This window comes from Paenibacillus mesophilus (assembly GCF_005938385.1).
GTDB classification, from domain to species: Bacteria; Bacillota; Bacilli; order Paenibacillales; family NBRC-103111; genus Paenibacillus_AB; species Paenibacillus_AB mesophilus.
Window position 1 is genome coordinate 44,002 of record NZ_VCRA01000023.1, and the last position, 15,497, is coordinate 59,498.

12 protein-coding genes are annotated in these 15,497 nt (G+C 54.9%); all 12 read left to right on the top strand.

All coding sequences use genetic code 11. The annotated features are described in order from the left end of the window. Positions 1-2 precede the first annotated feature (2 nt). Positions 3-2,558 carry a DNA internalization-related competence protein ComEC/Rec2 gene (locus FE783_RS28515; RefSeq protein WP_158302077.1) on the top strand — a complete coding sequence of 852 codons (2,556 nt, stop codon included), beginning with the start codon at positions 3-5 and terminating at the stop codon, positions 2,556-2,558. 74 nt (positions 2,559-2,632) lie between these two features. After that, a complete protein-coding gene (locus FE783_RS28520) occupies positions 2,633-3,472 on the top strand; it encodes a VOC family protein (protein WP_138882788.1) in 840 nt (279 codons plus the stop codon). A gap of 163 nt (positions 3,473-3,635) precedes the next feature. Next, positions 3,636-4,352, top strand: coding sequence for a FadR/GntR family transcriptional regulator (locus tag FE783_RS28525; RefSeq protein ID WP_138882789.1), 717 nt, complete (start codon positions 3,636-3,638; stop codon positions 4,350-4,352). Between the two features lie 23 nt (positions 4,353-4,375). Continuing rightward, positions 4,376-5,176: a gamma-glutamyl-gamma-aminobutyrate hydrolase family protein gene (locus FE783_RS28530; protein WP_138882790.1), complete on the top strand. Its 801-nt coding sequence runs from the start codon at positions 4,376-4,378 to the stop codon at positions 5,174-5,176. Positions 5,177-5,201: 25 nt separating this feature from the next. Beyond that, positions 5,202-6,296: an ABC transporter substrate-binding protein gene (locus FE783_RS28535; RefSeq protein WP_138882791.1), complete on the top strand. Its 1,095-nt coding sequence runs from the start codon at positions 5,202-5,204 to the stop codon at positions 6,294-6,296. Positions 6,297-6,613: 317 nt separating this feature from the next. Beyond that, a complete protein-coding gene (locus FE783_RS28540) occupies positions 6,614-7,477 on the top strand; it encodes an ABC transporter permease (RefSeq protein ID WP_158302078.1) in 864 nt (287 codons plus the stop codon). After that, entirely contained in the window at positions 7,474-8,256 is a 783-nt protein-coding gene (locus FE783_RS28545; RefSeq protein ID WP_138882793.1) for an ABC transporter permease, read from the top strand. Before FE783_RS28540 ends, FE783_RS28545 begins: the two co-directional genes overlap by 4 nt. Before the next feature lie 17 nt (positions 8,257-8,273). After that, complete coding sequence (locus tag FE783_RS28550) at positions 8,274-9,365, top strand: ABC transporter ATP-binding protein (protein WP_138882794.1); 1,092 nt, start codon at positions 8,274-8,276, stop codon at positions 9,363-9,365. A 279-nt stretch (positions 9,366-9,644) separates the two neighbouring features. After that, complete coding sequence (locus tag FE783_RS28555) at positions 9,645-11,096, top strand: ABC transporter substrate-binding protein (protein ID WP_138882795.1); 1,452 nt, start codon at positions 9,645-9,647, stop codon at positions 11,094-11,096. Positions 11,097-11,135: 39 nt separating this feature from the next. Continuing rightward, positions 11,136-12,632, top strand: a complete 1,497-nt coding sequence (locus FE783_RS28560) for an aldehyde dehydrogenase family protein (protein WP_420799778.1) — start codon at positions 11,136-11,138, stop codon at positions 12,630-12,632. Between the two features lie 104 nt (positions 12,633-12,736). Continuing rightward, on the top strand, positions 12,737-14,023 hold the full coding sequence (gabT, locus tag FE783_RS28565) for a 4-aminobutyrate--2-oxoglutarate transaminase (RefSeq protein ID WP_420799780.1): 1,287 nt from the start codon (positions 12,737-12,739) through the stop codon (positions 14,021-14,023). Between the two features lie 18 nt (positions 14,024-14,041). After that, positions 14,042-15,466, top strand: a complete 1,425-nt coding sequence (locus FE783_RS28570; protein WP_138882797.1) for an aldehyde dehydrogenase family protein — start codon at positions 14,042-14,044, stop codon at positions 15,464-15,466. The last annotated feature ends 31 nt before the right edge of the window (positions 15,467-15,497 follow it).

Consider the following 15,497-nt stretch of genomic DNA (forward strand, 5'->3'; position numbering starts at 1 on the left):
CCATGAACAGGCCGCTGACATGGCTCGCGATCGTCTGGGTGGCGGGAACCGCGATCGGCGGCAGGCTCCCGCCCGGTATGTTACCGTGGAAGCTCGCGGTTCTCGCGGCTGCGCTTGCCTTTATGGCGATGCTGCTGGCTTTGCCGGGCCGCCGAATAATCGGCTGTCTGCTTCTGCTCGTTGCCGCCGCAGCTTACTACCAAGGCTACGATGCGAAAAATGTATCGACCATACCGCCGCAGGCGTTGGAACGCGAGGCGCTCTTATCCGGTACGATCGCGAGCCGTGTGGAAGTGGACGGGGATAAGGTTTCGTTTGCGCTGAAGGCCCGAATGACCGCCATCGACGGGGCGGAGCCGGCGATAACGAGTGATACGGTTCAAGTTACGATCCGGCTGTTGAAGCAGGAAGAACAGCAGCGGGCGGCGGGGTGGGGACGGGGAGACGCGATCGCGTTATCGGGAACGCTGAAGCAGCCGGAGCCCCCTCGGAATTTCGGCGGATTCGATTACTGTCTATACCTGTACCGCAAACACATACATAGGCTGCTTTCCGTAAAAGGCTTGGACAGCGTGCGGGCCGTAAAGCCGGAGCCTGTCGATGCGACTGCGATGGGAGCTGCACCGGCTGCGGAGACGAAGATGGACGAAGTCGATGCTGGGTTAAAGGAGAATAAGCCAACCGCTCCGCCTATCGCAACCCGGATTTTGCGTTGGAACGACGACCTGCGCTATGCTTTGGGCGGCGTATTCGACCGGTTGTTTGCGGATAACGAAACCGACTCCGGATATTTGAAAAGCTTGGTGATCGGCTTAACCGACGATATGGACCCGGAGCTGTACCAGCAATTTTCGCAGCTCGGCTTGACCCATATTCTTGCCATATCCGGTCTGCATGTCGCGGTTTTCGTAGCGGGCTGCCTGTGGCTGCTGCGCATGTTCGGCTTGACTCGCGAGAAAATGCTGATCGTCACGATGGCGCTCGTTCCGTTCTACATCGCCGTATCCGGCGGCTCTCCTTCCGCCGTGCGCGCGGGAATTATGGCCATGATAGGTCTGTATATGGCCCGTCGGCGGCTATGGAAAGACGCGCTGAACATGATTGGTCTGGCTGCCGTAGTCATGCTGCTGTGGGAGCCGTATTATTTGTATGACGTCAGCTTCCAGCTATCCTTTCTCGTCACGTTCGGTTTGATCGTCGGGGTGCCCCGATTTTCCCCGCTGCTTCCGGTCCGATCGCCGTCCGTCAATTCGCTGCTGTCGGTAACGATAGTTGCCCAGCTGATCTCATTCCCAATCACGGTCTATTATTTTAACGGCATCTCGCTGCTGTCCGCGTTGGCCAATCTGCTGCTCGTACCATTCATCAGCTTTGTCGTGCTGCCTCTCGGAACGATTGCGCTAATAGTCGGTCTAGCCTCATCTTATGTGGCGGCTCCTGTCGGATGGATCGTCTCGAACATAAATACCGCGACCTTTTGGCTCATTGATTTCGCCGCGACGCACGATCCGCTCCGACTCGTATGGCCGAAGCCGTCTTTACTTTGGGTAGCCGCTTATTATGTTTTGCTGTGGGCCGTATATGCCGGTGCGCTTCGATGGAAGGAAGGAGGCAGGCCGGCGGCCGCCTGTGCCGCGGTGTCTTTGCTGATCTTGTTTCTATGGTACGGCTACGACCCGCAACGGTTCGACCGGGACGGCACAATCCAATTTATCGACGTCGGACAAGGAGATGCGATTCTCGTACGAACGCCGCAGGGACGCCATATGCTGATCGACGGAGGCGGGACCGTGACATTCCGCAAGCCGGGAGAGGAATGGAAGGAACGGAAAGATCCTTACGAGGTCGGCCGAAAACTGCTTGTTCCGCTCTTGAAGCAGCGTGGTGTCCATCACATCGATTGGCTCGTCGTCAGCCATCAAGACCAGGATCATATGGGAGGGCTTCAGGCCGTTGTCGAGCAAATTCCGGTCCGTAATGTGCTCATGAACGGAACCTGGAAAGGGAATGAGGCGTCACGCGAGCTGTTCGAGACGGCGATGAACAAGGGGGCCTCCATCGTGACCGCGCCGGAAGGCGGCCGTCTGCCTATCGATCGGTTCACCGAGCTGACCGCTTTATCCGTCGGAGGCAAGCAGCCGTTCCGCGTGGCGGAGGAGCAGAACGGCGAGTCGCTCGTATTGCTGATGCGGATGCGAGGCACCCGTTTCCTGTTCACGGGTGACATGAGAGCGGAAGACGAGCATAACGTGCTGGCTTACTTGAACAGGGAAGGACAAGCAGGCGCCGGCGACAAAGCAGTTCCGCCGATTGATGTATTGAAAATAGCTCACCACGGAAGTAAAACGTCAACAACAAACGAGTGGTTGACTTACTGGAAGCCCAAAGTTTCCGTCATTTCCGTCGGGTCGAAAAACGTATACGGTCATCCGAATCCCGGGGTAGTGGAGCGGCTCGAACAGTCCGGAACGGAAATCCGCCGCACGGACCTCGACGGGGAGATTGTGTTTACCGTGTCGGAGGAAGGGATGCGTATAGGGAAGAAACTTCGGCAGTGATGCACGATAGATTTTACCGCCGTCTGGCATCTATTAAGAGAGGAAGCTAAACGTTGGATGAAGGAGAGACGTTCATGGCGTTGATTCAGACGGTGAAATCGGAACGAGTGCCCGCGATGTTCTATGACGGCGGAGAGATTGATGTGGATTGGGATCGACACGACCGGGCTATAGCCTGGTACGAAGCTTTTCTCGGCTGGGAAGTGAAGCGCAAGGAGTCTTGGTGGCCCGATCAGCGGGTGCAGGACGGTAAAATGACTCATCTCGGCTACGGAACTTGGCTCAACTCCGTGTTAACCGAGCAGAAGCTTCCGTTTCATTTCGCGGAGAAGGGAACTGTCGATCCTAACCTTCGATGGTGCTGGAGAACCAAAAACTTACAGAAGGCGCACGACTTGTTTGCCTCGAACGAGATTCGGGTTACGGACAAATACACAGGTCCCGATGGCCGCCAATACTTCGATTTCTGGGAACCGGTCGAAGGGACGAGGCTCACCGCGGAAGGAGACGACACGAGTAAGGGCAAAGGTTTTAGACCGTCCTGCATACGGATCGGGGTCAAGGATTTGCGGCAAGCCGCGCAGTGGTACGCGGAATACGTCGGCATGGTCATGATAGAGAACCATACCGAGGACGGGTACGTGATTATGGCCCTGCAAGAAACGATGAGGCCGAAAGAGAAAATGTTTTGGATATTGGAAAAGCTGCCGGACGGCGCGAGTACAAGGGAGTGCGACGGGCCGATTCGTCCGCTCCTGCTTGTGAGAAACAGGGACGCTTTTTTCACTTATCATCGACACCTGAAGAAGAACGACATCAATTGCGGCGAATTCGGAGGATTCGTGGAGAAGGGACGGGTGTTGTTCCATTTCTATGATCCGGACGGGAATCGATTGAATGTTTGTCATTGCTGATCAAGGAAGACCGGAATGTCCTGACGTACAGGGTGTTCCGGTTTTTTTTGTAACTTTCCATAAAATACAACTTGCCAATAAACGATGCACCTGCTACTATTGGTTTAAGGTTCGAACATTATACCATTAAAACGGTCGTACAATGAAGGTGGAGGAAGTTCAGATGGAATCTCCTTTTTTTGCCCAGTTTAAAGAGGTAACGCCGAAACGGGTGAGCGACTTCATTCTGGAACAGCTCGAAGAAGCGATTATTCTGAAAGAGGTTTTGCCCGAAGAGCAATTACCGCCTGAAAGGGAATTGGCAACATTATTCAAAGCAAGCCGCTTGGCCGTAAGGGAAGCGATTGCGGAATTGGAGCAGAAGGGGCTGATCGAAAGACGACTCGGCGCAAAAGGAGGAACGTTTGTTTTACCGCTCACCGCCAAAACGCATCAGCGGACGATCCAGCAAATCGCCGACAATTGGACGCAAACGAAGGAACTGCTGGAATACCGTTCGATCATCGAGCCGGAAGCGGCGAGATTGGCGGCAGCGCGCATTACTCCGGAGCAGCTTGCCTATGTCCGCGATCTCGTCGAGAAAAGCAGCGGGGAAGATTGCAACCGGGAAATGTTTCGTTCCCTGGACGTGAAATTCCATTTGGAAATCGCCCGCGCATCCGGTAATTCGTTTTTTGAAAGCGCTGTTAGGCTGATCCGCACGAAAATCAATCCGGGGCTCGATTTGATGCCTTACAACCGCGAAATCCAGTTGGCCAGCTACGAACAGCATCGCGTGCTGATCGAAGCTCTCGCCGAGCGCGATGGCGATAAAGCAAGCAAGACGATGCACATGCACGTCCATAAAACGTTGGCGAAATTGAGCCAGTTCGTAGAATAACGAAACGGCATGGAGGTGACAACATGAAATCGGCAGAGCGATTGCCCAGAATAGGTGTCGTAGGGTATTACATCTCGGAAGAAGAAGCGGTTGGCGGGCATATTCGCGGCATTCCGAGACAAGCTTTCTCGCTGTTCAGTTATGACATGATCCAGGCGATTTTCCGGTCGGGGGCGACACCGATCCCGATGCCGGTAGTGGATAAGGATAAAATCGGCCAACAGCTGGATACTATTGACGGACTCGTATTCTCGGGAGGAGAAGATGTGGACCCGCGGTTGTACGGCGAACAGCTGCAGCCGAGCGCACACCGGATCGATCCGGTGAGGGACAAATACGAGATGGAATTGATGGCATTGGCGCTTGAGCGCAATATCCCGATGCTTTGCATATGCCGGGGGATGCAGCTGCTAAACGTATTTTGCGGGGGGACCCTGCACGCCGACATCGACGAGTTATCGGATAACATGCTGAATCATTGGGAGACGAAAGAACCTTGGCGATCGGTTCACCCGGTGCAGATGAAGCCAGACCATTTTGCAAGCGCTGTCTTGGGCGGGAATGAAATCGGGGTCAACAGCATTCATCATCAATCGGTCAAACGATTGGGGGAAGGGCTGGAGGTGGTAGGCCATTCCGAAGACGACATTGTGGAAGCGATTGCAATGAAAGACCGGAGCAACGTGCTCGCGGTGCAGTGGCATCCGGAAATGATCGCGAGGCGCGACGATGCGGGACTGCGCCCGTTTCAGTGGCTCAACAAGCTGGCCGTATCGGCGGCGGACGACAAACCGAAAGTATCGGTAAAGGAAACTCGTGAATAGCTCTTACACTTAAGGAGGGGTCTACATGTTGGCTAAAAAAGCATGGATGAAAATTTCCGCGGTTACGATGATTTCCGCTCTCCTCGTTATTACCGGCTGCGGAAATGCGACAAAAGCGCCCGATTCGAAGTCTGCGGACGGCGGCAAAGCAGCCGAACCTCCAAGAAAATTAGTCGTTACTTCATTCGGCGGAGATTATGAAACCGCTCAGAAGGAATATTTGATCAAGCCGTTCGAGAAAGAATTCAACGCCAAAGTGGAAGTCGTCACCTTATACTCGGCAGATGCACTGGTCCGTATGCGCGCGGAGAAAAACGCCCCTACGCTCGACGTCGTGCAATTCTCCGGCGGACAGGAAGTACAAGCGGCCAAAGAAGGATTGATCCTGCCTGCGGACGAGAAGCTGCTGACCAATCTGAAAGATCTGTACAAGCCTGCGATCAACACGGGCGGCTACGGACCGAGCATCGCATTCGACGCTTTGGGGATTATATACAACGAGAATAAAATCAAAACGCCGCCTACTTCGTGGAACGATTTGTGGAAGCCTGAATTCAAAGGACATGTCGGACTTGTCGACTTGACGAATACGTTCGGCCTGCAGTTTGCCGTCATGAACTCGAAGCTTGCCGGCGGCGACGAATCCAATATGGATAAAGGCTTTGAAAAGATCAAAACGCTGCTGCCGAACGTGGCCGCTATCGTAGCCTCTACCCCGGACGTAGGCAACCTGTTCGCCCAAGAAGAAGCTTGGATCGCCGCTTACGATTCCGGATACGCCTTCAACTTCCGCAAGAAAGGCCAGCCGATCAAGTTCGTCGTCCCGAAAGAAGGAGCGATGGCTACGTTCATCAACGCGCAAGTCGTGAAAGGAAGCAAAAACGCCGATCTCGCCCAGCAGTTCGTCAACTATGCACTCCGACCGGAAGTTCAAAAAGCGTTTGCCGAGCAAACCGGATTTGCCCCGTCAAACAAAAACGTGAAGCTTTCCGCCGAGCTGGCAGCCGTTATGCCGTATGGAGAAGCAGCCGTTAACAGCTTGGTGCCGCTGAACTGGGAAGTCGTGACCGCGAACCGCAACGCCTGGACGGCGCAGTGGAACAAGCTGATCAGCAAATAAGAGACTGTCGATTAACTCGGGTGACAAGGAGTGGAAAGTGAAAAGGATACCTTCCGGCGAGTTTTGGATTTAAGAGCTTTCGACAGAAAGCTAGCTTCGTAAGCTTCACTACTCCAACCGCTAAATCTTTGGTCAATCAAGGAATTTAAAACAAGCTGTCTAAGCAAAGGAAGGTATTTTTTCACTTGGAACGGCGCGCTTTACTTCGCTAAGCAGTTAATCGACAGTCTCAATAATCCGGTTGAGCGAAAGAGGTGGCGGTTATGCAGCCGATGCCGCTATCTCTTTCATTTGACCATGGAAAGGACGGATCCCTTATGCTTCGACGGTTGCCTCCACAGTGGATCTTAATGGCTCCCGGCTTGCTCATTCTTATCTTTTTCTTTCTGCTGCCGGTCGGACAGCTGCTGCTGTTCAGCTTTTATCGCACCGCTGCGGACGGAATGATGGAGAAGGCTTTCGTGTTCGAGCAGTATTTGGCTTTTTTCAAAGATCCTCACTATTTGAAGATTCTTTGGCGCACTTTGGTCATGGGCGCTGTGATCAGCCTGCTATGCTTGATTCTCGGATATTGTCTCGCTTACGGGGTAGCCCGTTCCAACCCGAAAAACAAATATTTGCTGCTGCTTCTCATCGCATTGCCCCTGCTTACAAGCGCAGTCATCCGAAACTTCGGATGGATCGTCATTTTGGGCCGAAAAGGACTAATCAACCAATTGTTGCTGAACATTGGTTTCATCGATAAACCGATTGATCTGCTTTACACGTCTACGGGCGTCGTCATTGCGATGGTTCACGTATTGCTGCCCTTTATGGTATTGGTGCTGTACAGCGTTCTGGACGGGATGGATCGGAATTTGGAGTCTGCGGCGGCCAACTTGGGCGCTTCACCGTCCAAAGTGTTCTGGTTCGTCACCTTGCCGCTTTCGTTGCCGGGTATCGTGGCGGGTACGCTGCTCGTGTTCTCAATCTCGATCAGCTTCTATATAACGCCGGCCTTGATCGGGGGGCCGAGAGTGCAGGTCATGGCGACCGAAATATACAACCAGACGATTCATTTGATGAATTGGCCGTACGCTTCCGCACTCGCCGTCATTTTGCTCGTCACCGTATTCCTGATCACGAATTTGTATAACCGGGCGCTTAGGCGCAGTTCTGCGCAGGGAGCTGGTATCGTATGAAGAAACGATTTTCTTTCCTGAACGCGGTCAACCTGTTGATCTATTTGTTCATCGTAGCTCCACTCGTCGTGGTGGTCATTACTTCTTTCACCGAGAGCGCTTATCTCGTGTTTCCGCCCAAAGGCTTTACGTTTCATTGGTACGATGAAGTATTGACCGGAGGACGGTATGCCAAGCCTTTCTGGAACAGCATCTGGATCGCCGTCACGACAACCGCCGTTGCATTGCCGATCGGTACGTTAATCGCGCTTGCGTTCAAGAAGTACGAATTCCGTTCCAAAGAAACGATGCGGTCGTTATTTTTGTCACCGCTGCTCGTGCCGACGCTGCTGTTCGGAATCGGCTTGCTTATTTTCTACAGCAACCTGGGAGTGAGCGACTATTTCTTCCGGCTCGTGATGGCCCATATCATTCTTACGGTGCCTTACGTCGTAAGGACGATGAGCGCCGGGTTTGCCCGTCTGGATCGATCGGTTGAGGAAGCGTCTATGATTCTAGGCGCTACGCCGTGGCAAACGCTCAGGCTCGTGACGATTCCGCTCGTTCGCCCCGCTTTGATGGCAAGCGCTTTCTTCGCCTTTATCATGTCGTTCGACGAGCTGGTCATGGCTTTATTCTTGACCGGACCGGGAATGGTTACGCTGCCGATGCTCATTTACTCGGACATTCAGTTCAATATGACTCCGGCTATTGCGGCCGCATCTTCCATCATCATACTAGGCACGGTTCTGATCGGCTTGATCGGGATGAGCATGCTGAAACGAAATAAGATTTTGTAGCAGGGGAGGTCCGTATTATGAGTGAACTGCGATTACGGGAGCTTCGAAAGCAATATGGCGCCAACGTCATTGTGGAAAAGCTGGATTTGACCGTCCGCAGCGGGGAAATGGTGTCTTTGCTAGGTCCGAGCGGATGCGGCAAAACGACAACGCTGCGGATGGTGGCCGGGCTTCTGGAGCCGACTAGCGGCTCGATCCATTTGGCGGACAAGGAATTGACGCGGGTCGCTCCATATAAACGCAATGTCGGTCTGGTATTTCAAAATTATGCGCTGTTCCCGCATCTGTCGATCTTTGAGAACGTAGCATTCGGTCTGCGCCGTCAAGGCGCGCCGAAGCATGAAATCAAGGAAAGAGTGCAGCAAGCGTTGCAGTCGGTCCAGCTCGCCGGCATGGAGCAAAGGATGCCCGCGCAGCTGTCGGGCGGCCAGCAGCAGCGGATTGCGCTCGCCCGCACGCTCGTGCTGCGGCCCCCGCTCGTACTGTTCGATGAGCCGCTCAGCAACCTGGATGCGAAGCTGCGTCAAGCGCTGCGCGTCGAAATACGCCAGCTGCAGAAGCAGATCGGATTTACCGCTATCTTCGTTACCCACGACCAGGAAGAAGCGATGGTATTGTCCGACCGGATCGCTGTCATGAACAAAGGCCATATCGTACAGCTGGATACACCAGAGAACGTGTACGGCCGACCGAACGATTCGTTCGTGGCCGACTTCGTGGGCGACTCGAATTTGCTGCCGGTGAAAGAGCTCAAAGCGGCAAGCGGCAGCACGGACGTAACGCTCGCCGGAGGTCAGCGCATTAAAGCGGCTGGAACGTCGGCCAGGACGGGAAGCGCCACGGCGATGATTCGACCGGAGGCAGTGCGGCTATTACCGGCTGACGATGCGTCAGTCACGCAGCTCGATCGCGATCAACACAATCAAATAACCGGTACGGTGCTGTATGTCCACTATACGGGATCGTCCTATTTGATCGGGCTGCAAGTATCCGGGCTGGAGAAACCGTTTCTCGTCAAAGCGCCGATGCACGGCGAAGCGAATCTTTCTTTGCGCGAAGGCGATCCTGTGCATGCGGTGTGGCAGGTCGGCTCGACGCTGTTGTTCTAAACGAAGTGGATGCTTACGAAGTAAGGCAGGTTGTTGAAAAAGTCTGTAAAGTGAGGAAGCGTGGAAGGCAAGAGGTGGGAGAATGCACTCCACTTCCGTTAAAATCATGTTGTTTTTTTGAAATTTTAGCTGTTACAACACGATTTTAAAGTCAGCCGCTTCGCTTTACGTACATCTCTCCCACCTCTTTTTGTATGCCTTTTTCTCACTTTTCGACTTTCTCAACAGATAACTTACGAAGCAAGTTTTACCACGTAAAACTCTCAGGAGGAACCCATAATGGATCATACTAAAGCAATGGTAATCGCTCAAGGCACGGACGCTTCGACCATGGACCCGTACGCCCATTCGGAAACGACAACCGCCAATATACTGCTGCAAGTATATGACGGACTCGTCCGCCGCAATCCTTCGATGGAAATCGAGCCTTGGCTGGCGGAAAGCTGGGAGGTCATCACCGATACGGTGATCGAGTTTCGGTTGCGCAACGGCGTTACGTTTCACAATGGCGAGAAGATGAATGCGAGTACGGTGAAATTCTCGCTGGAACGCATGGTCGATCCGCATCGCGAGCCCAAGTTTCCTCCGTACGGCCGGTTCAATTCGATCGACCATGTCGATATCGTCGACGACCTGACCGTTCGCGTCGTGACGAACCGACCGGACCCGAACTTGCTAGCCCAGCTTACCGGACTGATGATTATTCCGCCGCAATATATCGCCGAGCACGGGGAACAACATTTCAGCCGCGTACCGAACGGAACCGGCCCGTTCAAGTTCGTCGGCTGGGACAAGCCGAACGGGGTTGTGGAACTGACGGCCAACAACGACTACTGGCACGGCAGTCCGTCCGTGCAGAAGCTGACCTTTCGGGCCGTTCCCGAAGGAAGCGATCGCGTGCAAGGGCTGCATGACGGCACGATTCATTTGGCCGCGAACTTCCCGCCACTTGCGCGCGAAGAAGTGGAAGCGAACCCGGAGCTGTCGGTTGTCGGCACTCCGAGCGTCGGCGTCATTTATATGGGCATCAACACCCATCACCCGATTCTAAAAAATAAAAAGCTGAGGCAGGCGATGGCTCACGCCATCAACGTCCGCGAGATCATTCAGGATGAGCTGAGCGGCTGCGGCTCGCCTCTGGCCGGTCCCGTTTATCCGCAAGCTTTCGGCGTCGACCCTACGCTTCCGCCCATCGCTTACGATTTGGAGCGGGCGAAGCAACTGATGGCGGAAGCGGGCTACCCGGACGGAGTGGACGTGAAGCTGGAAGTGCCGGACGGCCGTTTCACGCAAGACAAGGAGATTGGATTGCGGATCGGGCGTCAGCTCGCGAAGATCGGCGTTCGCCTGCATGTGGATATTCAGCCGTGGCCGCAATTCATAAGCCGGTTCCGTCATCATGAATACGATCAAATGTACTATGTAGGTTGGGGCAATTCGACGTTCGATCCGGATGAAGTATATCGCAACGCATATATAGCGCCGAATCCGTGGAATCCGACAGATTTCCATAATGACGATATGGCCGACATGGTTATGGAAGCGAGCAATATTCTCGATTCGGAGCGCCGGAACGAGCTGTACCGGATGGCTTGCCTCATATTCCGCGACGAGCTGCCGTGGATTCCATTGTTCCAGCAGTTCGACTTGTACGGCTTAAGTAATAAATGGAATTGGCAGCCTCGCATGGACGAATACATTTACGTCTGCGACGTTACGGCGGCGGAGTAATCCGCCCATCACTTCACGGGTTTATTGGAGGGGAATATCATGGCGGAAGCGATGCAAGGCATCGGCAAAATGTACATCGGCGGCGAATGGGTGGAAGCCGCATCGGGGAAAACGCGCGACATTACGAACCCGGCTACGGGCGGACGCATCGCCGTCGTGACGGAAGGAGGTCTCGAGGACGTACAGCGCGCCATTCAAGTAGCCCGTCATACGTTCGATGAGACGAATTGGAGAGATACTTCGTCTAGGGAACGAGCCAGACTGCTGTTCGCCTTGGCCGATCAAATCGAAGCGCATACGGACGAGCTTGCCCGCTTGGAGACGCTTAACAACGGGAAGCCGCTCGGCGAAGCGGAATCCGACGTATCGAGCGCGGTCAGCTGCTTCCGCTACTATGCCGGACTTATTACGAAGCCTCACGGACAGACGTACGAGGTGCCTTACCCGATCCAAGCTATGGTCGTCAGAGAGCCGGTCGGGGTGTGCGGCCAAATCGTGCCGTGGAACTTCCCGCTCATGATGGCGGCATGGAAATTGGCTCCCTGCCTCGGTGCCGGGAACGTGACGGTATTCAAGCCGTCGGAAATTACGCCGCTGACCGCCATCCGATTGTTCGAGCTGATCGAGAAAGTCGGCTTTCCGAAAGGAGTCGCCAATCTCGTGCTTGGCGAAGGGAAAACGGTCGGCGCGGAGCTGGCCGCAAGCCACATGGTGGACAAGGTCGCCTTTACAGGCGGTACGGAAACCGGGCGTAGCGTCATGCGGGCCGCGGCGGGCAACATCAAGAAAGTGTCGCTCGAGCTAGGCGGTAAATCGCCGAATATCGTGTTCGCCGATGCTGACCCATCCGTAGTCGCCGAATACGTCATGTACGGCATCTACATCGGTTCCGGTCAAGTTTGTTCGTCGGGCTCGCGCCTGCTGATCCAAGACGAAATCTACGATGCTTTTATGAAAGAGCTAGTGGAAAGAACGAGCCTGATCCGCGTAGGCAACGGAATGGACGGCGGGACCGAGATGGGACCTCTCGTATCGCAGGCTCATATGGAGAAAGTGCTGTCGTACATCGAAATCGGCCGTCAAGAAGGCGCGACTGTCGCAGCAGGAGGCAGCCGGATAACCGACGGCGAATACGCCAAAGGAAATTTCGTGGAGCCGACGATCCTTACCGATACAACGCCCGACATGCGCGTCGTGCAAGAAGAAATATTCGGACCGGTGCTCGTCGTCCAGCGGTTCAAGGACGAGGAAGAAGCGATCCGTCTCGCGAACGGTACGGTGTACGGGCTAGCGGGGGCCGTATTTACGAACGACGCGAGCCGCTCGATGCGTGTTGCGCGGAAGGTACGCTCGGGCATTATGTGGGTAAATACGTATCATCCGACCTATAACGAAGCGCCGTGGGGAGGATTTAAGCAGAGCGGGCTCGGCCGGGAATTGGGCACATTCGGCTTGGACGAATATACGGAAGTGAAGCAAATCAACGTCAATATGGAGCTTAAACCTTTGGGATTTTACAAAGGCAAAGGGGAATGACGGAAATGGACAATAACAGACGATCCGTATCGATTCAAACTGCGGTCCCTGGAACGAAGTTCGTATCGCTTCAAACTTCGGTCCCCGGACCGAAGGCCGAAGCGATGCTGGAAAGAAGAAAGCAAGCCGTGCCGAAAGGAGTAGGCAACAATACTCCGATTTTCGTCGAGAAAGCGGAAGGCGCTTTGCTGTACGATGTCGACGGCAATGTATTCCTCGATTTCGCCGGGGCAATCGGTACGATCAATGCCGGTCATTGCCCTCCCGAAGTGGTGCAAGCGATCCAAAAGCAAGCCGAGCAATATATTCATACGTGCTTTCATGTAGCCATGTACGAGCCGTACGTGGAGTTGGCGGAGAAACTGGCGCAGCTGACGCCGGGGCAGTTCCCGAAAAAAGCGATGTTCCTGAACAGCGGCGCGGAAGCGGTGGAAAATGCGGTCAAAATCGCCCGCAAATTTACGGGCCGTTCCGGAATCGTTTCGTTTACCCGCGGGTTTCACGGTCGTACGCTGCTCGGCATGTCCTTGACGAGCAAAGTGAAGCCGTATAAATTCGAAATGGGTCCTTTTGCGCCCGCCACCTACAAAGCGCAGTACCCTTATCCGCTGCATCGTCCGGAAGGGATGTCGGAAACCGACTATGCGTTGTTCTGCGTGCGCCAATTCGAGGAGTTCCTGTATACCGAAGCGGCGCCGGAAGAAATCGCCGCGGTGATCATGGAACCGGTGCAGGGCGAAGGCGGATTTATCGTACCGCCCGTACCGTTTGTGGAAGGCATTTTCAACATTTGCAAAAAGCACGGCATTCTGTTTATCGCCGATGAAATTCAGACCGGCTTCGGCCGTACGGGCGAAATGTTCGCTTCCGCCCATTTCGGGATCGAGCCGGATCTGATCACGATGTCCAAATCGATCGCGGCCGGATTGCCGATCAGCGCGGTCGTCGGAAGAGCGGACGTCATGGACGCTCCGAATCCGGGTGAAATCGGCGGAACGTACGGCGGCAGCCCGCTCGGCTGCGTCGCGGCGCTCGCGGTTATCGAGCTGATGGAACGCGACGGTCTCGTACAGCGCTCCAGAGTGATCGGGGAAACGATCCGGACATTTTTCGAGTCGCTGCGGGAGGAAATTCCGCTGATCGCCGACGTCCGCGGACTCGGGGCGATGTGCGCGGTAGAGTTTATTCATCCGGACACGAAGCTACCTGCGAAAACGTTCGTTGCCGGGTTAACGAAAGCTTGTTATGAATCCGGTGTCGTTTTGTTGTCCGCCGGCGTTCACGGCAACGTGCTTCGTTTCCTGACTCCGCTCGTCATTACGGACGATCAACTGCGGGAAGGGTTGGACATAATCGGCGATGCCGTCAGATCGATGGTTTCGGCCGGTTAAGGAACGGGGGGAGAGCTTGTGAAGAAACATTTGTATATCAACGGTCGATGGAAAGAGGCGGCTTCTTATACGGAGCTCGCCTCTCCGTTTACGGGCGAAGTAATCGCTCATGTCGCGCAAGCGGATGAAGCGGATACCGATGAAGCGATTCGGGCGGCCAAGGCCGCTTCGGTCGTCATGGCCTCGATGCCGGCGCATCGGCGTTCCGCCATCCTGGAGAAAGCGGCCTCTTTGCTTGCGGACCGCAAAGAAGAGATGGCGCGCATTCTCGCGCTCGAAGCGGCCAAGCCGATCAAAACCGCGCGGGGCGAAATCGCCCGGACGATCCAAACGTATAAATTCGCCGCCATGGAAGCTAGCCGTATCCACGGCGAAACGGTTCCTTTGGACGCGGCGCCCGGCGGGGAAGGTCGAATTGCGTTTACGATGCGCAAGCCGATCGGCGTGGTCGGTGCGATTACACCGTTCAACTTTCCTTTTAACTTGGTCGCTCACAAAGTCGGTCCGGCGATTGCAGCCGGGAATACGGTCGTGCTGAAGCCCGCCAGCCAAACGCCGCTGTCCGCGCTGGCACTCGCCGATCTATTCGCCGAAGCCGGGCTTCCCGCGGGGGCGCTCAATATTATTCCCGGCAAAGGCTCCGTCGTAGGCGAGAAGCTCGTCAAAGATCCGCGCATCGCCGCAATTACGTTCACGGGCAGCCCGGAGGTCGGCATCGCGATGAAAAACAAAGCCGGCTTAAAGCGCGTTACGCTCGAGCTTGGCTCCAACTCCGGCTTGATTATCGACGAAACGGCGGACATTACGCAGGAACTGATCGACCGCTGCGTGCTGGGTGCGTTCTCATTCAGCGGCCAAGTATGCATTTCGATCCAGCGCATTTTCGTTCATGCGGCCAAATTTGACGAGTTTGCCGTCCGGTTCAAGGAAGCGACGGAGAAGCTTGTCGTCGGCGATCCTTTCGACGAACAGACCGACCTGTCCGCGATGATCTCGAACAAGGAAGCGGCGCGCATGCAGGAATGGGTGGATAGCGCCGTTGCCCAGGGCGCGGTTGTACGGACGGGGGGAAAGGCGGTTTCGTCCGGCGTTTTCCCGCCGACGATTTTGACGAATGTGCCGTCTCAAGAACCGGTTTCATGTCAGGAAGTGTTCGGTCCGCTTGTTGCGTTGTCTTCATTCGATCATTTGGATGAAGCGATTGATGCCGTCAACGATTCCCGCTACGGCTTGCAGGCCGGTATTTACACCCGCGACATCCAAGCAGCGATGCGCGCTGCCGAGCGTCTTGAAGTCGGTGGAGTGATGATCAACGATTTTCCGACGTTCCGGGTAGACAACATGCCGTACGGGGGCGTCAAGGAGAGCGGCTTCGGCCGCGAAGGGATCCGATATGCAGTCGAGGAAATGACGGAGCTGAAGCTGATCAGCATCAAATTATAGAAGCTATGCTGCGATCCATGGGAGGATGAGC

Bases quoted from the DNA above. Each gene is read 5' to 3' on its own strand.
- FE783_RS28555 (WP_138882795.1), top strand. From the start codon at position 9,645: ATGGATCATACTAAAGCAATGGTAATCGCTCAAGGCACGGACGCTTCG.
- FE783_RS28545 (WP_138882793.1), top strand. From the start codon at position 7,474: ATGAAGAAACGATTTTCTTTCCTGAACGCGGTCAACCTGTTGATCTAT.
- FE783_RS28525 (WP_138882789.1), top strand. From the start codon at position 3,636: ATGGAATCTCCTTTTTTTGCCCAGTTTAAAGAGGTAACGCCGAAACGG.
- gabT (WP_420799780.1), top strand. From the start codon at position 12,737: ATGCTGGAAAGAAGAAAGCAAGCCGTGCCGAAAGGAGTAGGCAACAAT.
- FE783_RS28520 (WP_138882788.1), top strand. From the start codon at position 2,633: ATGGCGTTGATTCAGACGGTGAAATCGGAACGAGTGCCCGCGATGTTC.
- FE783_RS28550 (WP_138882794.1), top strand. From the start codon at position 8,274: ATGAGTGAACTGCGATTACGGGAGCTTCGAAAGCAATATGGCGCCAAC.
- FE783_RS28515 (WP_158302077.1), top strand. From the start codon at position 3: ATGAACAGGCCGCTGACATGGCTCGCGATCGTCTGGGTGGCGGGAACC.
- FE783_RS28560 (WP_420799778.1), top strand. From the start codon at position 11,136: ATGGCGGAAGCGATGCAAGGCATCGGCAAAATGTACATCGGCGGCGAA.
- FE783_RS28540 (WP_158302078.1), top strand. From the start codon at position 6,614: ATGCTTCGACGGTTGCCTCCACAGTGGATCTTAATGGCTCCCGGCTTG.
- FE783_RS28535 (WP_138882791.1), top strand. From the start codon at position 5,202: ATGTTGGCTAAAAAAGCATGGATGAAAATTTCCGCGGTTACGATGATT.
- FE783_RS28530 (WP_138882790.1), top strand. From the start codon at position 4,376: ATGAAATCGGCAGAGCGATTGCCCAGAATAGGTGTCGTAGGGTATTAC.